17 protein-coding genes are annotated in these 20,218 nt (G+C 64.1%); 13 read left to right on the top strand and 4 right to left on the bottom strand.

All coding sequences use genetic code 11. From position 1 onward, the window contains the following. Positions 1–178 precede the first annotated feature (178 nt). Together NLN62_RS12885 and NLN62_RS12880 are read right to left on the bottom strand one after the other, a co-directional pair. A complete protein-coding gene (locus tag NLN62_RS12885) occupies positions 179–2,410 on the bottom strand; it encodes a murein L,D-transpeptidase (protein ID WP_254109042.1) in 2,232 nt (743 codons plus the stop codon). Between the two features lie 339 nt (positions 2,411–2,749). Next, positions 2,750–4,252: a sigma-54 dependent transcriptional regulator gene (locus NLN62_RS12880; RefSeq protein WP_027521926.1), complete on the bottom strand. Its 1,503-nt coding sequence runs from the start codon at positions 4,250–4,252 to the stop codon at positions 2,750–2,752. Between the two features lie 124 nt (positions 4,253–4,376). Between NLN62_RS12880 and NLN62_RS12875 the strand changes: the two genes are divergently transcribed. The 12 genes from NLN62_RS12875 to NLN62_RS12820 all read left to right on the top strand — a co-directional run bounded on the left by NLN62_RS12875 (position 4,377) and on the right by NLN62_RS12820 (position 17,951). Continuing rightward, entirely contained in the window at positions 4,377–6,287 is a 1,911-nt protein-coding gene (locus NLN62_RS12875; RefSeq protein WP_027521927.1) for a M3 family oligoendopeptidase, read from the top strand. Positions 6,288–6,640: 353 nt separating this feature from the next. Further along, the gene (locus NLN62_RS12870; protein WP_254109041.1) at positions 6,641–9,598 is read left to right on the top strand and encodes a cell division protein; all 2,958 of its coding nucleotides are present in this window, start codon (positions 6,641–6,643) and stop codon (positions 9,596–9,598) included. Between the two features lie 141 nt (positions 9,599–9,739). Then, positions 9,740–9,892 carry an aa3-type cytochrome c oxidase subunit IV gene (locus NLN62_RS12865; protein WP_027521930.1) on the top strand — a complete coding sequence of 51 codons (153 nt, stop codon included), beginning with the start codon at positions 9,740–9,742 and terminating at the stop codon, positions 9,890–9,892. Between the two features lie 136 nt (positions 9,893–10,028). Continuing rightward, positions 10,029–11,159: a Re/Si-specific NAD(P)(+) transhydrogenase subunit alpha gene (locus NLN62_RS12860; RefSeq protein WP_254109040.1), complete on the top strand. Its 1,131-nt coding sequence runs from the start codon at positions 10,029–10,031 to the stop codon at positions 11,157–11,159. 21 nt (positions 11,160–11,180) lie between these two features. After that, positions 11,181–11,498: a proton-translocating transhydrogenase family protein gene (locus tag NLN62_RS12855; RefSeq protein ID WP_254099863.1), complete on the top strand. Its 318-nt coding sequence runs from the start codon at positions 11,181–11,183 to the stop codon at positions 11,496–11,498. A gap of 39 nt (positions 11,499–11,537) precedes the next feature. Further along, positions 11,538–12,935 carry an NAD(P)(+) transhydrogenase (Re/Si-specific) subunit beta gene (locus NLN62_RS12850; protein WP_254109039.1) on the top strand — a complete coding sequence of 466 codons (1,398 nt, stop codon included), beginning with the start codon at positions 11,538–11,540 and terminating at the stop codon, positions 12,933–12,935. Between the two features lie 20 nt (positions 12,936–12,955). Further along, complete coding sequence (locus NLN62_RS12845) at positions 12,956–13,141, top strand: hypothetical protein (protein ID WP_027521934.1); 186 nt, start codon at positions 12,956–12,958, stop codon at positions 13,139–13,141. Positions 13,142–13,163: 22 nt separating this feature from the next. Beyond that, the gene (locus tag NLN62_RS12840) at positions 13,164–13,961 is read left to right on the top strand and encodes an alpha/beta hydrolase (RefSeq protein WP_254109038.1); all 798 of its coding nucleotides are present in this window, start codon (positions 13,164–13,166) and stop codon (positions 13,959–13,961) included. Between the two features lie 97 nt (positions 13,962–14,058). After that, complete coding sequence (locus tag NLN62_RS12835; RefSeq protein WP_371933124.1) at positions 14,059–15,393, top strand: sodium:proton antiporter; 1,335 nt, start codon at positions 14,059–14,061, stop codon at positions 15,391–15,393. A gap of 50 nt (positions 15,394–15,443) precedes the next feature. After that, positions 15,444–16,541: a calcium:proton antiporter gene (locus tag NLN62_RS12830; RefSeq protein ID WP_254109037.1), complete on the top strand. Its 1,098-nt coding sequence runs from the start codon at positions 15,444–15,446 to the stop codon at positions 16,539–16,541. A 124-nt stretch (positions 16,542–16,665) separates the two neighbouring features. Further along, positions 16,666–16,950, top strand: a complete 285-nt coding sequence (locus NLN62_RS12825) for a cupin domain-containing protein (RefSeq protein ID WP_254109036.1) — start codon at positions 16,666–16,668, stop codon at positions 16,948–16,950. A gap of 92 nt (positions 16,951–17,042) precedes the next feature. After that, positions 17,043–17,951, top strand: a complete 909-nt coding sequence (locus NLN62_RS12820) for a hypothetical protein (RefSeq protein WP_254109035.1) — start codon at positions 17,043–17,045, stop codon at positions 17,949–17,951. A 107-nt stretch (positions 17,952–18,058) separates the two neighbouring features. Here the strand turns inward: NLN62_RS12820 and NLN62_RS12815 are convergent, their stop codons facing one another. Both NLN62_RS12815 and rpsU read right to left on the bottom strand, forming a co-directional pair. After that, positions 18,059–18,724 (bottom strand): tetratricopeptide repeat protein, encoded by a 666-nt coding sequence (locus NLN62_RS12815; protein ID WP_027525170.1) that lies wholly within the window; start codon positions 18,722–18,724, stop codon positions 18,059–18,061. A 127-nt stretch (positions 18,725–18,851) separates the two neighbouring features. Next, positions 18,852–19,154 (bottom strand): 30S ribosomal protein S21, encoded by a 303-nt coding sequence (rpsU, locus tag NLN62_RS12810; protein WP_027525171.1) that lies wholly within the window; start codon positions 19,152–19,154, stop codon positions 18,852–18,854. Positions 19,155–19,417: 263 nt separating this feature from the next. On the opposite strand from rpsU, the gene aqpZ reads away from it, so the two are divergent. Further along, complete coding sequence (gene aqpZ, locus NLN62_RS12805; protein ID WP_027525172.1) at positions 19,418–20,140, top strand: aquaporin Z; 723 nt, start codon at positions 19,418–19,420, stop codon at positions 20,138–20,140. Positions 20,141–20,218 lie beyond the last annotated feature (78 nt).

Raw genomic sequence — 20,218 nt, 5'->3', positions numbered from 1 at the left:
AAACCCAAGTCGAAAAACCCAAGTCAGGGTACAGACCTAACCGGTCGAGTGTGGCGAAAAAACGCCCCTCGCGGCGGATCTGGTGGAGAATGGTTAACGTTAAACGATCCCGTCAGATGACGGGGCCGTTGATTTCATTGAGGAATTTATTCTTAGGCGCGAGGCCCGCTGGTAGGGATCAGCGGGTGAAAACGCGCTGCTGACGCCGGCCGACCGGAGCCGGCGGCGGGGTCGGCGCGCCGAACAGCCGCTCGAAGAACGACGGGCCGGACGAAAAGCCGCCACCGAAGCCACTGTTCGCCACCGCGACGCCGGAGGGCAGGGTCGTGGCAGGCCGCGAGTAGCTCGGCTGGGAATGCGCGACGACGTTCTCGAGGTCCTTGCCGCGGCCGTTCTTCAGGATGTTGATCATGGTCGCGTCGCGGCCATAGACGTCCTTGCGGAATTGCAGCTTGCCGCCGTCATCCACGAACGCGGTCTGGTAGGTGATGTTGACCGGGATCGGGGTGGGGAATTTCAGGTCGATCTCGCTGGAGCCGTACATGCCGCGGATGCGCTCCGGCGTGTAGTGCTCGTTCGGCATCGCGATATTGAGCAGCACCGAGGCATACTGATCCGGATTCTGCACCCGCATGCAGCCATGACTGAATGCACGGTCTTCCCTGGCGAACAGATGCTTGTCCGGCGTGTCGTGCTGATAGACCAGGAACTTGTTCGGGAAGTTGAAGCGGATGCGGCCGAGCGCGTTGGCTTCACCCGGCGGCTGTGAGATGTGCACGGAGCCGTCGCGGTTCTGCTCGAGGCGCAGGCCCATGCGCTGGAGCACGGTCGGGTCCTGCTGCAGTGCCGGCAGATATTCGTTGTAGACGATCGACGGCGGCACGTTCCAGGTCGGGTTGACCGTGATGTACTTCATCGTCTCGCTGAGCAGCGGGGTGGCGTGCGTGCCGGGCTTGCCCGTGACCACGCGCGTGGTCCAGACCTGCTGTCCGCGCTGCATCACCTTCAGCGTGTAGTCGGGAATGTTGAGGATGACGTAGGCATCGCCGAGCGACGGCACGCCGAGATCGCGCGGCAGCCAGCGCCAGCGCTCCATGTTCACGAGCACGGTGTCGATCTGCTTGTCGCGCTTCGGGCTGTTCAGCGCCCTCACGGTCGGCGCATCGAGCACGCCGGTCGCCTTCATCTCGGCGCCGTCCTGGAATTTCCGCACGGCTTCCGCAACCGTTGCATCATAGTGGTCGTCGTTGGCGTTCTCGGTGATGCCGAGCTTGGCGCGGAGCTGCGGCACGCGCGGATCCTGCACCACGACTTCCGCCTGCTTCTTGCCGCGTGCCGGCGTGTACTTCAGCGCCGGGCCATCGGTGATCTCGATCACCGGGCCTTCGCCCTGGCCGCGGAGCTGGGCGAGCTTCGCCTTGAGCTCCTTGTAGAGCTTCTGCGGCGGGTTGTAGCTGTCGAGCGTCGCCGACGCATCAGTCGCGGTCGTGACCTTGGTCAGCACCTCGCTCGGGTCGATCGGATGCTCGGGATAGAGGATATCGGCGCTGACCTGCGACCAGTGCATGCGGCCGCTCTGCGCCTGGCGCGCATAGTCCAGCATGCTGGCGGTGAGCTTGAGCTCGGCCTCGGCGAGCGCATCGGGCGTCGTGGCCGCGGCGAAATCCGGTACCGGGTAGTCGGCGGCGTTGAGGCCGTCGGAGGCCGCATCCTTCAGCCGCGCGATCACGCCCTTGGCGGCGGCGGAGAGGCTGCCGCCCTGCGTCCAGACCGGCGCGAAGTCGCGCCCGCCGTAAAACTTCTCGACGGCGGCGCGCTCGTTCTTGCGATCGAAATAGCGCGAGCTCTTGGCGCTGAGCGCGTCCTTGATCTTGTCGGCAGCCGGCTGGTCGGCGGCGGGAACGTTGCTCGCGGCCTTCACCGGCTCGGAGGCCGGCTCCTTGGCGACATCCTTCGGCGGCTCGGCTGGTGCTGCAGCGGTCGCAGGCGCCGCGGGAGCTGCCGGCGCGGTCGCAGCTTCGGCTTTCGCCGGTTCAGTTTTGGCGGGTTCGGTCTTCGCCGTCTCGCTCTTCGGCGCCTCAGTGGCGGGCGTCGTGGCGACGTCGGAAGGTTTGGTTTCTACTTTCTCGGGCGCTGGTGTGGCTTCCGCCTTCACGGGCTCCTTGCTGGTCGCGTCCTTGGTCGGCTCCTGCACCGTGGCCGTGGTGTCGAGCTTGATGTCGGCGGCGGTCGGCGGCGGGACGTTGGCCGGTTCGGGGCGCGGGATCGCGGCTTCGATCGCGAGCTCCGCGGCGCTGCTGCGCGCCTGGTCCTGGGCCAGCGCCGAAGTGGCCGACACCGTGAGGAAGGTCGCCGCGACCGTCATCAGCACGCGGTCGAAGCCTGCACGGTGGTTCAAACAGTCACGCATTGTGTCGCACCCCGGGTGAACTGCCCCTCTTGGAGCAGCTTCGTTATCGTCTATGAGCTTCGGCTAACCGCGCCGGCTTCTCGAAAGTTGCACGCCTGCACGCCACGACTCTCTATACGTACGCAGACGATATACAGGCCCCGTTTTTGCAGCCAGCGCTACCAGGGACAACTCACGACAAACTGACTTCAAGGAAGCCTCTTGGCAACGGATTGTGCGCTTCTGCCACGCGCTTTTCCCTTTGTCTGTCACTTCCCGGTCACGGTTCAAATCGTACGCAATGCGAAGGACTTGCGCCCCGTTTGGGCCACAATAGAGAACGTCGTTGCGCGAGCCCGCTCAGTGCGTCTCCTCACCGCTTTTGCCGCCATGTCCTTGGACGCCGGCTTCGTCGAGTTTGCGGTAGAGCGTGGAGCGGCCAATTTTGAGGCGGCGCGCGACCTCCGACATCTGTCCGCGGTAATGCGAGATCGCGAAGCGGATGATTTCGTTTTCCATTTCCTCCAGGGGCCGTACTTCTCCGGTGCTGGTCAGCATCGCGAGCGAGCCGGCGGCAGGCAACGGGGCGATCGGTATTTCGTTACCTGAGATCATGGCGGGGACTGTGGACGCGACCGGCTCCAGGATCAGCGGGGCCGTCGGGGCGTCGCTCATCTGATGCGGATGCCCGGCGAGCAGCGGGAAATCGTCCAGACCAAGCTGGTCGCCCTCGCTCATGACCACCGCGCGATAGACCGCGTTCTCGAGCTGGCGGATGTTGCCGGGCCAGTCGAGCGTGGCGAGATGCGCCATCGCCTCGCCGCTGATGCCGGTGATCGGGCGGTTCTCTTCGGCAGCGAACCGCGCCAGGAAATGCCGCAAGAGATGCGGGATGTCCTCGCGCCGCGCGCGCAGGCTTGGGATCGTCAGCGGCAGCACGTGAAGGCGGTAGAACAAATCCTCGCGGAAGTGGCCCTGCTTCACCCGGTCCAGGAGCTTGCGGTTGGTCGCGGAGATGATGCGGACGTCGACCTTGACCGGCTTGCGGCCGCCGACGGCCTCGACCGCGCTTTCCTGCAGCGCGCGCAACAGCTTGACCTGCGCGGTCAGCGGCAGCTCGCTGACCTCGTCCAGAAACAGGGTGCCGCCATGGGCCTCGACGAATTTGCCGGCGTGCCGTTCGGTCGCGCCGGTGAAGGCGCCCTTCTCATGGCCGAACAGGATCGACTCGACGAGATTGTCGGGAATCGCGCCGCAATTGACTGCGACGAACGGCTTTGCCTTGCGCTCGCCGCTGCCATGGATGGCGCGCGCGAACATCTCCTTGCCGACGCCGGAGTCGCCTTCGATCAGGACGGGAATCGAAGAATTTGCCGCCTTCTGCGCGGCACGCATCACATGCGCCATCGCGTCGCTGCGCGTGATGATGTCGGAAAACGTCAGCCGGCCCTCGCGGCTGTGCCGGATGCGCTGCAATTCGCCCTTCAGCGCGGACGCGTTGAGCGCGTTGCGCAAGGAGACCTGGAGCCGCTCCATGCCGACCGGCTTGACCACGAAGTCGGCCGCGCCTGCACGCATCGCCGAGATCACGTTGTCGATGCCGCCATGCGCGGTCTGTACGATGACGGGCACGCTGAGGCCCGCCTCGCGGATCTTTGCCAGGACGCCCATACCGTCGAGGCCGGGCATCACGAGATCGAGGATGACGGCGTCGACCGCCGGTGCGTCGGGGGCGGTGAGGGCGGCGAGCGCGGCATCGCCGGAATCGACGATGATCGTTTCATAGCCGCATTTCTGCACCATGTTCTCGACCAGGCGGCGCGCGACGGCGTCGTCATCGGCAATCAAAATACTGGCAGCCATGGTGTTCCCCGCACGCTACAACTATCTGTCTCGAATCGGGGCACTCTGGCCGAAGCCGATTAACGCACTCTTAAACCTTGCTGACCCCATCCATTGCGAACGTTGAACACAGGTTTCCAGCACAATGACTTCGCGCTTCAAGTCCCCTCTTAACAAGTCCGCTCTTAACAAGCCCGCTTCTAGCACGTCTGTTCTCCGCAAGCCGAACACCAGAAAAGCCACCGCCAAGGCAAAACCCTCCGGCAAAGCTCCAACCAAAGCCGGCAAGCTTCCGGAGTGGAACCTCGCCGATCTCTATTCCGGGATCACCGCGCCGGAAGTGGCGCGCGATCTGGAGAAGATGGATGCCGATTGCGTCGCGTTCGAGACCGACTACAAGGGCAAGCTCGCGACAGGGACAGCAAAGGAAGATGGCGGAAAATGGCTCGCGGAGGCCGTGCGGCGTTACGAGGCGATCGACGATCTCGCCGGCCGGCTCGGCTCCTTTGCCGGGCTCGTGCATGCCGGCGACAGTGTTGATCCCAAGATTTCAAAGTTTTACGGCGACGTGTCGGAGCGGCTGACGGCCGCCTCCACCCATCTTCTGTTTTTCGCGCTCGAGCTCAACCGGATCGATGACGATATTTTGACCCGCGCGATGCAGGCTTCCGAGCTCGCGCATTACCGCCCCTGGATCGAGGATCTGCGCAAGGAGAAGCCGTATCAGCTCGACGACAAGCTCGAGCAGCTCTTCCTGGAAAAGGCGCAGACCGGCTATTCGGCCTGGAACAGGCTGTTCGACCAGACCATCTCCGGCCTGCGCTTCAAGGTCGGCGCCAAAGAGCTTGCGATCGAGCCGACGCTGAATCTCCTGCAGGACCGCGACGGCGCCAAGCGCAAGACCGCGGCGGAAGCCTTGGCAAAAACCTTCAAGGCCAATGAGCGTACCTTCGCGCTGATCACCAACACGCTTGCCAAGGACAAGGACATCTCCGACCGCTGGCGCGGCTTCAAGGACGTCGCGGATTCCCGCCATCTGAACAACCGCGTCGAGCGCGAGGTGGTGGATGCACTGGTCGCCTCGGTGCGCGCGGCCTATCCGAGACTGTCGCATCGCTACTACGGACTGAAGGCGCGCTGGTTCAAGAAGAAGCGGCTCGCCTATTGGGATCGCAACGCGCCGCTGCCCTTTGCCGCGACCGACACCATTGCCTGGCCCGAGGCGAGGAACATGGTGCTGACGGCCTATCGCGGCTTCTCGCCCAAGATGGCCGACATCGCCGAGCGCTTCTTCAGCGATCGCTGGATCGATGCGCCGGTCCGTCCCGGCAAGGCGCCGGGCGCCTTCTCGCATCCGACTACGCCGTCGGCGCACCCTTACGTGCTGATGAACTATCAGGGCAAGCCGCGCGACGTGATGACGCTTGCGCACGAGCTCGGCCACGGCGTGCACCAGGTGCTGGCGGCCAGGAACGGCGCGCTGATGGCGCCGACGCCGCTGACGTTGGCCGAGACCGCCAGCGTCTTCGGGGAGATGCTCACGTTCAAGCGGCTCCTTGCACAGACCAAGAATGCAAAACAGCGCCAGGCGCTGCTCGCCGGCAAGGTCGAGGACATGATCAACACCGTGGTGCGGCAGATCGCGTTCTATTCGTTCGAGCGCGCCGTACATAGCGAGCGCAAGAACGGCGAGCTCACCGCGACGCGGCTCGGCGAGATCTGGCTTTCGGTGCAGGGCGAAAGCTTGGGTCCCGCGATCGAGATCAAGGCGGGCTACGAGAATTACTGGATGTACATCCCGCACTTCATCCATTCGCCGTTCTATGTCTACGCCTATGCCTTCGGCGACTGCCTCGTGAACTCGCTCTATGCGGTCTACGAGAATGCCGCTGAGGGCTTTGCCGAGCGCTATCTCGACATGCTCGCTGCCGGCGGCACCAAGCATTATTCCGAGTTGCTGCGCCCGTTCGGGCTCGATGCCAAGGATCCCAAGTTCTGGGACGGCGGCCTAAGCGTCATCGCCGGCATGATCGACGAGCTGGAGGCGATGGGCTGAAGCGGCCTGGCCGCGTCAGCCCTCTCAACGGGATTGGTCCGCGTCTCATGGCTGCGACATTTTTTCGCGAGCTCGGCTATGAGCTCGTGGACGCAGTGCCGCAGGTGCCTCCCGTCTCGGTGGAACCGGTCTCGAACGACGTCATTGCCCTGCAGTTCAGCGCATCTTGCAGCCTTCGCGCCCTCTTTTTTCTTTTTCAGCCCGCCCATTTCCAGGCGACCTTCGAGACAGGTCCGGAGACCCTGCTACGTGGGATTGAACGTTCGCGCGGGCGGCAAGACTAATTCGTATAAGGTTTTCAAAATCCATTCTACAACCAGTGATTGTTTATCGCTCTGCCGTTGGGGGAGAGCATGCTTGATCAGGTCCAGTCGACTGCCCCGCTAGAAGCCCGGAAAGCCGCATCCGCCGACGATAGGCCCTGGTGCGAAAAGCATGACCGGATCGTTCGCGACGAGATCGAAGCCATCAACACGCGTCGCGAGGGTACGCGCCAGCTCCGGATCGACGATCTGCAACCCTGCCAGATGCTCGACGTCACGGGCCTCGCCCTGTCCGGTGGCGGGATCCGCTCCTCGGCCCTCTGTCTCGGCGTTCTCCAGGCGCTGAACCATCACAACCTGTTCGGCCGGATCGACTATTTGTCAACCGTATCGGGCGGCGGATATATCGGCACCTCGCTCGGTGCGACGATGACCGTCGCAAGACGCTTTGTTTTCGGAGAACGGCCGGCGGGCGACACGGCGACCGCCTGCGAGATCAGCGATACGCCGTCGGTCGGGCACATCAGGAACTACTCCAACTATCTGATCCCCGCCGGCGTGCGCGATCTCCTGACCGGGATAGCGATCGTGGTGCGCGGGTTGATCGCCAATATCGGCCTCACCCTGCCGATCGTCCTGATGCTGGCTGCGGTCACGATCTGGTCGACGCCGACGCGTCATTGCCTGACGGTCGCGACCCTGTTCGGCGTCGCCATCAGCGATGACAAATTGTGTGAGCTGCACGATTTCAGCATCGTGAACCGTTACGGGTTTACGGCCATCGGCGCCGTTCTCGCGCTGATCCTGCTTGTCTGTAGCGGGCTGACCTATCTGAGTTCTCGGTCCGAGAGGGGAAGCGGGCCAAGCATCGTATTCGCCTATCTCGCCGGCATCGCGCTCCTCGTCGGCGTCGCCTGCGACTTCGCCCGCCTGCTTCAGGTGAAGAACTTCGCTTTGACGCTGGCGATAGGGATTCTCGGGGTCGTCCTATTCTTCATTTGGGCAGTTGTCCGATCATTTGCCAGTCCGGAGAAGCGTCAGGAATTCCGCTCGCACCTGCCAAGCGCAGGCGCAACCTTCCTCGTGGTGCTGGCAGTGAACGCCTTCTTCGAATTTCAGCCCTTCATGCTGCGCGAAATGTTCGATGCGGCCGATAGCAGCGTGATCGGCGGGCCGGTTGCCGGCGCTACGATCACCTGGATCAAGTCGCTCGCAGCCATTGCCGCGCCGATCGGCGTGTTCGTCACGGCTTTCCGGCAGCAGTTCGCCGAGCTCCTGAAGGGAAACGGCGTGTCCTCGCAGTGGGGATCGCTGGTGCTTGCAATCGTCGCCAAGGCCGCACTCTGGATCGCAGGCCTGGCGTTGCCTCTGATCATCTGGGTCGCGTACTTGTATTTGTCGTACTGGGGTATCGCCAACGACCTGTTCGAACGATGCCCACCGTCCCCCACCCAGCGCGAATGCCTCGTCAGTGCCAGGTCGGCCGCTTCCTCGCAGGGAAGCCTCGCCGGCAAGATCCAGTTCGACGCAGATTCCGGGACCTTGTCCGCCGAGATCAAACCGAAGGCAGCGCCCCGCGTTGTGGATGACACGGAGCGGCTGACGCCGACCTGGCACGCCCCCGGATGGCTGCTGTCCGCCGCAAAGCGGGTGGGCGACATCTTCCACGCACAATTCCCTAGCCAGTTCCAGGGGAAGGCTTCAGAGCTTGCTTATTCCTTCAGTCTGCCGATGGTCATCCTGTATGTCTTGACGGGCGCCTTGCTGTTGATCGTCTCGTTGCTTCTGACGCCGAACGCGAACTCACTGCACAGGCTCTACCGTGACCGGCTGAGCAAGGCGTTCCTGTTCGATCCGACCCGGTCCGCCGACGGCGATATCGCGCGCGCGGAAGCCAGTCTCGACCAGGGCCGCGATTTCAAGCCGCTCGACCGCATGAAGCTGAGCGACCTCTATGCCGTCGCCAACGCCGACGACCCGAATGCCGGGCCGAAGCTGAGCGCGCCCTACCACCTGATCAACACCGCGCTGAACATCCAGGGATCGGATTTCGCCAACAGGCGCGGCCGCAATGCCGACTTCTTCGTGTTTTCGCCGCGCAACGTCGGCAGCGAGGCGACCGGATACGCGACGACCCTGGCCCTCGAGAAAGTCGAGCAAAGTCTCGACCTTGCTACCGCCATGGCGATCTCGGGAGCCGCAGCATCCTCCAACATGGGATCGAGCTCGATCAAGGCTTTGACGCCGACGCTCGCCCTTCTCAACGTACGGCTCGGCTATTGGCTGCGGAATCCGCGTTACGTGAATGCGCGCTCGTTCCATCGTTTCTCGCCGCTCTATTTCTGGTCCGAAATCTCCGGTCGCCTCTATGAGAACAGCGATGGGGTTTATCTCACCGACGGTGGGCACATCGAAAATCTCGGCGTCTACGAGCTGTTGCGCCGGCGTTGCAGAGTGATCCTCGCCGTGGACGCAGAGGCGGACACGCCCATGAATTTTGCTTCGCTGATGACGCTGCAGCGCTACGCCCGCATCGATCTCGGCGTCAGGATCGATCTGCCGTGGACGCCGATCCGCGAGCGCACGCGTGCGTTGATGGCGCGCAATACCAGCGGCGAGCCGCCCCCTTGTCAGCATCGGCGTGATGATGGGCCGCAGGATGACGTTCACGTCGCGATCGGCACGATCGACTATGGCGGCAGCGACCAAGGTTTTCTCGTCTACATCAAGTCGTCCCTGACCGGTGACGAGAACGACTACATTCGTGACTATGCGCGGCGCCACGCCACCTTCCCGCACGAGACCACGGGCGATCAGTTCTTCTCCGAGGAGCAGTTCGAGGTTTACCGCGCGCTCGGGTTCCACATGACCCACGGCTTCCTGTGCGGCGACAATCCCGTGGCGGTCGGGTCCGGCGTCGATCCCCGCACAGCCAGATTTACCGACGTCGGCGAGCCGGCGATCGACGCCGTCCGCGGGGCGCTCGGCTTGCCGGTGCAGCAGCCTCAAATTGCGCCCGTCATGGTCACCGCGCTTGATCAGGGCTAGGCGGCGGCCGTCTTCCCCGGTCCCGACAATCAGGATTCCAAATGAGCCGATTTGCGGGAAAACTGCGCAGCTGTGCCGTTGCCCTGCCCGGCGGATTGCGGTAATGCCAGCCGGGAATTCGACTTTCGACTGGGGACATCCATGGCTGACCATAGCGAAGTGGCGTACACCACCGCCGACGGCAACGACTACGTTGCCCACGAGCAGACCTATGAGGGCTTCATCAAGCTGGTGAAGTATGGCACGGCCACGGTCGCGCTCATCGTCATCCTGATGGCGATCTTCCTGACCTGATCCATCGTCGGCTGCACCGCCAAAGGCGGCGGTTGCTCAGAAAATTTGCATCCAAGCCGGTTCTAAAACCGGTATCCAACGTTGCGGGAGTAACGCTAAGTTCGCGTGCGCGCTTTCCCGCGCCGCCGGAGGGCCCATGAAGATTGCCGTTGCCAAGGAAATCGATCCGTCCGAGCCGCGGGTCGCCGCTTCGCCGGATACGGTGAAGAAGTTCAAGGCTCTGGGCGCCGAGATCGCCGTCGAGCCCGGTGCCGGCGTCAAGTCGGGCCTGCTCGATTCCGACTACACCGCCGCCGGTGCCACCGTCAGTGCCGATGCGCTTGCTGATGCCGACATCATCATCAAGGTGAAGCGCCCCGAGGCGTCCGAGCTTGGCCAGTACAAGCGCGGCGCGCTGGTCGTCGCCATCATGGATCCCTACGGCAATGACACCGCGCTGAAGACGATGGCCGATGCCGGTATCGCTGCCTTCGCCATGGAGCTGATGCCGCGCATCACGCGCGCCCAGGTGATGGACGTGCTGTCGTCGCAGGCGAACCTTGCCGGCTACCGTGCCGTGATCGAGGGCGCCGAAGCCTTCGGTCGCGCCTTCCCGATGATGATGACCGCGGCCGGCACCGTGCCCGCCGCAAAAGTGTTCGTGATGGGCGTCGGCGTCGCCGGCCTCCAGGCGATCGCGACCGCGCGCCGTCTCGGCGCCATCGTCACCGCAACCGACGTGCGCCCTGCCACCAAGGAGCAGGTCGAATCGCTCGGTGCCAAATTCCTTGCCGTCGAGGACGAGGAGTTCAAGAACGCGCAGACCGCCGGCGGCTACGCCAAGGAAATGTCCAAGGAGTACCAGGACAAGCAGGCCGCGCTGACCGCCGAGCACATCAAGAAGCAGGACATCGTGATCACGACGGCGCTGATCCCGGGCCGGCCCGCGCCGAAGCTCGTCAGTGCGGAGATGGTCAAGTCGATGAAGCCGGGTTCGGTGCTGGTCGACCTCGCCGTCGAGCGCGGCGGCAATGTCGAGGGCGCCAAGCCGGGCGAGGTCGTCGATCTCGATGGCATCAAGATCGTCGGCTACACCAATGTCGCCGGCCGCGTCGCTGCCTCGGCCTCCGGCCTCTACGCGCGCAACCTGTTTTCCTTCATCGAGACCATGATCGACAAGAAAGAGAAGAAGCTTGCCGTGAACTGGGACGACGAGCTCGTGAAGGCGACCGCGCTGACCAAGGACGGCGCCGTCATCCACCCGAACTTCCAGCCCAAGTCGGCTTAATTGGGCTCAAGGAGAGAAACCATGGAGCATGTCGCACAGGTCGTCGATCCCTTCATCTTCCGGCTGTCGATTTTCGTGCTGGCGGTGTTCGTCGGCTATTTCGTGGTGTGGTCGGTGACCCCGGCGCTGCATACGCCGCTGATGAGCGTCACCAACGCGATCTCCTCGGTGATCGTGGTCGGCGCGCTGCTCGCGGGCGGCGTTGCGAACGTGTCGAGCGGCTCGGGCTGGGCGCGCGGCTTCGGCTTCATCGCGCTGATCTTTGCCTGCATCAATATCTTCGGCGGCTTCCTTGTCACCCAGCGCATGCTGGCGATGTACAAGAAGAAGGCCAAGTAAGCGGCCACCTCGGGCTGATGGGACAGATGGGGACCTGAGATGAACGCTAATCTCTCTGCATTGTTGTATCTCGTGGCGGGTGTGCTGTTCATCCTGTCGCTGCGCGGCCTTTCCAGCCCGGCGTCTTCGCGCCAGGGCAACCTGTTCGGCATGATCGGCATGGCGATCGCGGTCGCCACCACGCTTGCCAACCATCCGCCGGCCGACGGCCTCGCCTGGCTGCTCGTCATCGTCGGCATCGCCATCGGTGCGGCGATCGGCGCGGTCATCGCGCGCCGCGTGCCGATGACCTCGATGCCGGAGCTGGTCGCCGCATTCCACTCGCTGGTCGGCATGGCCGCGGTGCTGGTCGCCGCCGGCGCGTTCTATGCGCCGGAAGCCTTCGACATCGGCACCCCCGGCAACATCCACACCCAGAGCCTGGTCGAAATGTCGCTCGGCGTCGCCATCGGCGCGCTGACCTTCACCGGCTCGGTGATCGCGTTCCTGAAGCTGTCGGCCCGCATGAGCGGCGCGCCGATCATCCTGCCGGCGCGGCACCTCATCAACATCGCGCTCGCGGTCGCACTGGTCGCCTGCATCGTCGGACTCGTCGTCACCGGCAGCCCGGTGTTCTTCTGGCTCAATGTCATCCTGGCGCTGGCGCTCGGCGTGCTCATGATCATCCCGATCGGCGGCGCCGACATGCCGGTCGTGATCTCGATGCTGAACTCCTATTCGGGATGGGCCGCGGCCGGCATCGGCTTCACGCTCGGCAATTCCGCGCTGATCATCACCGGCGCGCTGGTCGGCTCGTCGGGCGCGATCCTGTCCTACATCATGTGCCACGCGATGAACCGGTCCTTCATCTCGGTCATCCTCGGCGGCTTCGGCGGCGAGACCGCGGCGGCCGGCGGGGCGACCGGTGAGCAGAAGCCGGCGAAGCTCGGTTCGGCCGACGATGCCGCCTTCATCATGAAGAATGCTTCCAAAGTCATCATCGTGCCCGGCTACGGCATGGCGGTGGCGCAGGCCCAGCACGCGTTGCGCGAGATGGCGGACATGCTGAAGAAGGAAGGCGTCGAGGTGAAGTACGCGATCCACCCGGTCGCGGGCCGCATGCCCGGCCACATGAACGTGCTCCTGGCCGAAGCCAACGTGCCCTATGACGAGGTGTTCGAGCTCGAGGACATCAACTCCGAATTCGCGCAGGCCGACATCGCCTTCGTGATCGGCGCCAACGACGTCACCAACCCTGCCGCCGAAGAGGACAAGACCTCGCCGATCTACGGCATGCCGGTGCTCCAGGTCTGGAAGGCGGGCACGGTGATGTTCATCAAGCGCTCGCTGGCCTCGGGTTACGCCGGCATCGACAATCCGCTGTTCTATCGCGACAACACCATGATGCTGCTCGGCGACGCCAAGAAGGTCACCGAGAACATCGTCAAGGCGATGTAACAACGCGCTAGGAGCGGACGGTGGCCATCAACAAGGAATGGCACCGGTCCCATCGCATGCCGCCCAAAGCGACACTCAAGGCGGCGACGCGGGCGCAGCGCATCGAATGGCACGTGGCCCACAGGGCGGCGTGCGGTTGCCGCGAGATTCCGGCAAGCATACGGTCCGACGTCCTGAAATTGCTGCGAAGCCGTCGCAAGGCTTGAGCTACGGATCGGCTGTGCAGCCATGACATTCCTGAAGTGGATCGCGATCGTCATCGCGACCGGCTATCTCGCCGGTCTCGTCGTGCTGTATGTGAGGCAGCGCGACATGCTGTTCCCGATCCCGCCGGTCGGTCGAACGCTGCCTGATGCCGCAGGCTTTCCCGAGGCGGAAGAGCACGTGCTCACGACATCGGACGGCGAAAAGGTCATCATCTGGCACGTGCCGGCAAAGCCTGGCCGTCCCGTGATCCTCTTCTTCCCCGGCAATGGCGATTTTCTTGCCGGCCTCGTCAGCCGCTTCAGGGCGATGACGGCTGACGGCACCGGCCTCGTCGCGCTGTCCTATCGCGGCTATGCCGGCTCCGGCGGTGCGCCGAGCGAACAGGGCCTGCTGCGCGATGCCGCGGCCGCCTATGCCTTCACCACCGCGCACTATGCGGCGGAACGGATCGTCGTCTGGGGCTTCTCGCTCGGGAGCGGCGTGGCCGTCGCGGTTGCATCCGAGCATCCGATAGGCAAATTGATCCTGGAAGCGCCTTACACCTCGACGGTCGACGTCGCTGCGTCGGCATTCTGGTTCGTTCCGGTCCGCCTCCTGATGCGCGATCGGTTTCGCTCCGACGAGCGGATTGCGCGCGTCACGGTGCCGCTGCTGATCATGCATGGCGCCAATGACCTTGTCATTCCCATCGTCTTCGGAGAGCGTCTGTTCGCGCTCGCGCACGAGCCAAAACAGTTCGTACGCTTTCCGGGCGGCGGACACGATAATCTCGATTCCTTCGGTGCAATCGAAACGGCGAGGCACTTCATTGCATCCTAGAGGCCTCGTCCCGAGATGCGTGGGTCCGCTCATCGCTTTGATCTTCGCGCTGTTGCCGCAGCAGGCCTCTGCCGCGGCCGGGCTCGACGGCGCGGCGATGCGCTGGCCCTACGCGCTGCCGTTTGCCGGCCTCCTGCTGTCGATCGCGCTCGGGCCGCTCTTCTTTCCGAAGTTCTGGCATCACCATTACGGCAAGATCGCCGCCGCCTGGTCGGTGCTGGCGCTCATCTCGCTGGTCTGGCTCGCAGGCGGCATGGCGACGCTGGGCGCGCTCGTTCACGCCATGCTTGCCGAATATCTCGGCTTCATCGTGCTGCTGTTCTCGCTCTATGTCGTGGCCGGCGGCATCCTTATCAGCGGCTACATCAAGGGCACGCCGGGAGTCAATACCGGCATCCTCGCGCTGGGTACGCTGATGGCCAGCGTCGTCGGCACCACGGGCGCTGCGATGATCCTGATCCGCCCGCTGATCCGCGCCAATCGACAGCGGCGCACCAACGCCCATGTCGTCATCTTCTTCATCATCCTGGTCGCCAATGTCGGTGGCGCGCTGAGCCCGCTCGGCGATCCTCCGCTGTTCGTCGGCTTCCTGCATGGCGTCGACTTCTTCTGGACCACGCGGAATCTCTGGCTCCAGACGGCGATCGTTGCGGGATTCCTGCTCGCGATCTTCGCCGTCGTCGATGTCTGGCGGTTTCGCGGCGAGCCGTTGTCCACCGGCACAGGACCCGGAGAGCCGCTGAGGCTCCGCGGCCTCATCAATCTCCCGCTGATCGCCGCCATCGTCGCGAGCCTGCTCGTGTCGGCGATGTGGAAGCCGGGCATCGCGTTCGACATTCTCGGAACCAGGCTGGAGCTGGAGAGCATCGTCCGCAATGTGGTGCTGCTGGCGATTGCGGGTCTGTCGATGTGGCTGACGCCCGACGAGCACCGGCAGGCCAATGGCTTCACCTGGGAGCCGATCCGCGAGGTCGCAAAGCTCTTTGCGGCAATCTTCGTCGCCATCATTCCGGTCATCGCCATGCTCGATGCCGGCCATCACGGTGCGTTCGCCTGGCTGTTGTCGGCGGTGACGGCGCCGGACGGGAGCCCGCGCGAGGTGGCCTATTTCTGGTTCACCGGATTGATGTCGGCTTTCCTCGACAATGCGCCGACCTACCTGTTGTTCTTCGAGCTCGCCGGCGGCGATCCACAGGTGTTGATGAACGAGCTCTCCGGCACGCTTGCCTCGATCTCCATGGGGGCGGTCTACATGGGGGCGCTCACCTATATCGGCAACGCGCCGAATTTCATGGTGAGCAGCATTGCGAACGAGAGCGGCATCGAGATGCCGAGCTTCTTCGGCTATCTGTTGCGCGCGGGTGCGGTGCTGATCCCGCTGTTCCTGCTGCTCACCATCCTGCCGGTTGCGCCGATCCTGCACTGGCATTGAATCTGCTGGCCGATTTGGTACGTCTCGGGTGACGCAACTGGAAGACATTGATGAGCGCGCATAGCCCGATGCCCCGGTCGGCCTGGATCTTTCCCGCGCTGGCCGTGCTGTTGTTCGTTGCCGTGACGGCGGCGGACTACACATTCACTCTGTCGCCCGGCGGCTTCGTTTTCGCAATTGTCCTGTTGGTGATCCTGTTCGGCACGGTGTTCGCGGCCGTTCATCATGCCGAAGTGATCGCCGAACGGGTCGGCGAGCCCTATGGAACGCTGCTGCTGACGCTCGCGGTGACGATCATCGAGGTGGCGCTGATCACCACGATCATGCTGGGCGAGAAGCCGGCCCCGGAGCTGGCGCGCGACACCGTGTTCGCGGTCGTCATGATCGTCTGCAACGGGCTGGTCGGCGTCTGCGTGTTCATCGGCGGCCTGCGCTATCGCGAACAGGGCTTTCAAGTCTCCGGCGCCAACGTCTATCTCAGCGTGCTGTTTGCGCTCGCGACCATCACGCTGATCATGCCGAACTACACGGTCACCACGCCGGGACCGTTCTACTCGTCGATCCAGCTCGGCTTCGTCGACGTCGTCACGCTCGCGCTCTACGGCGTGTTCCTCTACACCCAGACCGTCCTGCACCGGGATTACTTCGTCAACGAGGCCGCGGAAGGCGAGGGCGGTGAGGCCCATCTGTCGGGCGGGCTGTTCCTGCTCAGCGTCGTGCTGCTCCTGATCTCGCTCTTGGCCGTGGTGCTGCTGGCGAAGAAGTTCTCGCTGGTGGTCGACGCGGTCGCAGCCAGGATCGGTGCGCCGCCGGCGTTCGCGGGCCTGCTCGTCGCGCTCCTGATCCTGTTGCCCGAGGGCGTCTCAGCGATTGCCGCTGCGCGCAAGAACGACCTCCAGAAGAGCATCAATCTGGCGCTGGGCTCCTCGCTCGCGACCATCGGGCTGACGATCCCGGCGGTCGGCATCGCCACCTATGCACTCGACAAGGAGCTCGAGCTCGGCCTCAGCCCCCAGGGCAGCGTCCTGCTGCTCCTGACCTTCTTCCTAAGCATGCTGACCTTCGGCACCGGCAGAACCAACGTCCTGTTCGGACTGGTCCATATGGTGGTATTTGCCGTCTACGTATTCATGGTGTTCGTGCCATAAGCATGATCCGGACCCGGAGGGCCGCGTTAGCGCAAAGTGTGAAGCGGTTTTCCGAAAAGATCATGCGCAAACAACAACCTAAAGCGCGATGACGAATCATCGCGCCTTAGTCGGGAGAACGGGAATGCTGGCCGCCAAATCCGAGGTTCAGGTCGACAACGACGAGGTCCGGGTCACCCAGTGGCGGCTCCCGCCCGGCGGCGCCACCGGTCATCACATTCACGGGATGGACTACGTGATTGTTCCGGTCACCGCGGGTGAGATGACCATCGTGGCACCCACTGGCGAGCGCTCCAAGGCGCAGCTTTCGGCGGGCAAGTCCTACTTCCGCAAGGCCGGTGTCGCGCACGACGTGCTTAACGAAACTGCAACAGAGATCGTGTTCCTTGAAGTCGAGCTGAAACCGTAAAAGTGGCTTGCCAATTGCCACCGATCCGTCGCAGTTGATCCCTTACTATTGCCTCAAAGTTCCCGCATCAGACCGTGTGGGGAGTGGCCGGAATGCTGAAATACCTGACTAAAATCTCCATGGATATCTTCCCCTCGGTGCTCGCGACGATCATCGGGGCGTACATCGTTAATCACTACATCAACGCCCGGCCGGCCCCCGACACTCCCGCTGCCGCGGTTGCCCCTGCCCAGACCAAGAAGGATGCCAAGCCTGCCGAGGTCGCGAATCTCCCCGCGCCCGGAGTGAAGGCCAAGGGCATTTCCGAGAAGGGCATTTCCGAGAAGGGCATCTCCGAGAAGACCGTGACGGACAAGCCGGCGGCCGAGAAGCCGGCTGACAACAAGGCCGCTGACCAGCCGACCGAGACCAAGCCCGCTGACGCCGAGACCGCCGCCGCTCCCGCCACGCCGCGCGGCCGGTCGACGCCATCCCGCGACAGCAAGGCCATGGCCAAGGCAACGCCGGCCCCGGTCGTTACTGCACCGGCCTCCGAGACCACTCAGGCTCCGGCATCGACTGCCGCGACCCCTGACGCCAACGATCTCGCCCGCGCAGCGATCGAGCGGCTGCGCAAGTCGCCCGAGGCTGCCCCGCAGGAGACGGCCCATGCGGGCGAAGCCCCGCGCGTCCAGGAGGCGCCACGGCTCGTGACGGCGGCCCCGCCTTCCGTGCGGCCGCTGCCGCCGCCGATCACGGTGTCGACGCCGGGCCCGGAGGCTTATGGTTCCCCGATGTCGTCGAACCCACCTTACACCGCGTCCGTCGGCTCGGATGATGCGAATCGGCTGACACCGCCGGCCGATATCCCGGTCCCGGTGGTGATCGCACCGCCGCTCGATCTGCGGGCCGATGCGGCCGGTCCCATGCCGAAGGCAAAGACCAACGTCGCCGACGAGATGCTGTCAGGCGTCAAGTCGATGTTCCACGCGGTCCTGCCGAAGGGCGTCACCCCCGACTAGTGCGGGATGACTTTTGGTTGAATTGGTGTGAGCCCAAGGCGCTGATCACCTCACCCCGCCGGGGAGAGGTGACCCCGGCAGCCGACTGCATTTAATCTCATCGCGCTTCAGCCGCCGACACGGGCCAGACCGCTGCGCGCGGCATCGTCGCGTGGACGTAGCGCGACCGCCTTGGTGTAGGACGCCGCCGCCTTGGCCTTGTCGCCGAGGCGCTCATAGGCGAGCCCCCGCGTGGTCCAGACTTGCGCATTGTGCGGGTCGGCCTCGGAGGCCTCGTCGAGGTCGGCTGCGGCTTCCTTGACCTTGCCCACCGCGAGGTAGCTGATGGCGCGGCCGAGCAGCGGCTCCGGCTTCTGGGGATTGAGCCCGCTCGCTGCGCTGAAATCCGCGATCGCGAACTCGTGCTCGTTGCTCGCCTGATAGATCAGGGCACGGCCATAGAGCGCGTGCGCATTGTAGGGATCGAGCGCGACCGCGCGGTTGAACTCCTCGAGCGCCGCCGCCGTCTCTCCCGATTTCGCAAGCGCCTGGCCCTTTGCCGTATGGCTCTGGGCCTCAGCGACATTGCCGGCGCTGACCGCGCTTTCGGCGGGCGCAGCAGCAGGCGCGGTAGCAGATTTGGGCGCGTCCTGGGGCTTATCCTTCTCCGGCATCAGCGATCCCAGGTCGAACGAGCAGCCGGACAGTGCGAGCGCGATCAGTGAAAGTGTGACGGAGCGCCGCCACGGTCGGCACGACCGTGCCGGGCTGTGCTCGGGGAGAGGGGAGTCCATCTACGGATTCGCTCGCGCTGGTGCCGCATCGGTAGTGCCCCGTCCCAGAAAAGGCACCGCTCACAAAACAATAACGCGGGCCCGGGGCCCGCGTCATCGAAAACTCAGTCTTGCAAGAACAGCAAAATCAGCGCGGTCCGCGCGGACCTGCGCCCGGGCCGCCACGGCCGCCAGCGCCACGCTCGCCACCGGGGCCAGCGCCGAACACCGGCTTCGGCTTCATCGGCAGCAGCCCTTCACGCTGCAGCTTCTTGCGGGCCAGCTTGCGCGCGCGGCGCACGGCTTCGGCCTTTTCGCGGGCCTTCTTCTCGGAGGGCTTTTCGTAGTGACCGCGGAGCTTCATCTCGCGGAAAATACCCTCGCGCTGCATCTTCTTCTTCAGCGCCTTGAGGGCTTGATCGACATTGTTATCGCGAACGAGAACCTGCACGCGGCATCCTCTTCAGTGGATCGGATTTGAATTCTGGTAAGTCAAAGGGGATGGCAGAAAGCACAAGCCCTTAACCTTGAGCGCGCGGATGTAACAGACAAAACCTGAGATGTCCATCGTCCAAGCGGCCTTTCGGGCCAAGATAAGCCATTAAATAGGGCAAAAATGCCCCCGTGTGGCCCTGATTTGGGTGATTTGGCGCCAATGACGGGGCCGTTCCCGGAGCTTTGATCCGGAGAACTCGGAAATCAGGGGAGACGTCCATGGAAATGAAGAAATATGCGGCCGAGGCCATCGGTACCTTTTGGCTCACATTCGCAGGGTGCGGGAGCGCGGTGATCGCAGCCGGCTTTCCGCAGGTCGGCATCGGCCTGGTCGGCGTGTCCCTGGCGTTCGGCCTGAGCGTCGTCACCATGGCCTACGCGATCGGCCATATCTCGGGCTGCCACCTCAACCCGGCCGTCACGGTCGGTCTTGCCGCGGGCGGCCGGTTCCCGACCGGACAGATCCTGCCCTATATCGTCGCGCAGGTCATCGGCGCGATTGTCGCGGCAACGCTGCTCTATGTGATTGCCAGCGGCGCCCCGGGCTTCGACGTCACCAAGGGCTTTGCGTCGAACGGCTATGGTGCGCATTCGCCGGGCCAGTACGGCATGGTGGTGTGCTTCATCACAGAAGTGGTGATGACCATGATGTTCCTGTTCATCATCATGGGTGCCACGCATGGAAGGGCGCCTGCGGGCTTCGCGCCACTCGCGATCGGGCTTGCGCTGGTGATGATCCATCTCGTCAGCATTCCCGTCACCAACACGTCGGTGAACCCGGCGCGCAGCACCGGGCCCGCCTTGTTCGTCGGCGGCTGGGCGCTGGCGCAACTGTGGCTGTTCTGGCTTGCGCCGCTGATCGGCGGCGCACTCGGCGGCGTGATCTATCGCTGGCTCAGCGAAGAGCCGGCCGGCGTCGTCGCCGGTGTGAAGACCGCGTGATCGTCGGAGCATGATCCGGACCCGGAGGGCCGCGTTAGCGCAAAGTGTGAAGCGGTTTTTCCTCGCGACAAACGCGGA

It is taken from the genome of Bradyrhizobium sp. CCGUVB23 (assembly GCF_024199885.1).
Classification (GTDB): domain Bacteria; phylum Pseudomonadota; class Alphaproteobacteria; order Rhizobiales; family Xanthobacteraceae; genus Bradyrhizobium.
The sequence above is the reverse complement of the archived record's forward strand: the minus strand, read 5'-3'. Positions and strand labels throughout refer to the sequence as shown.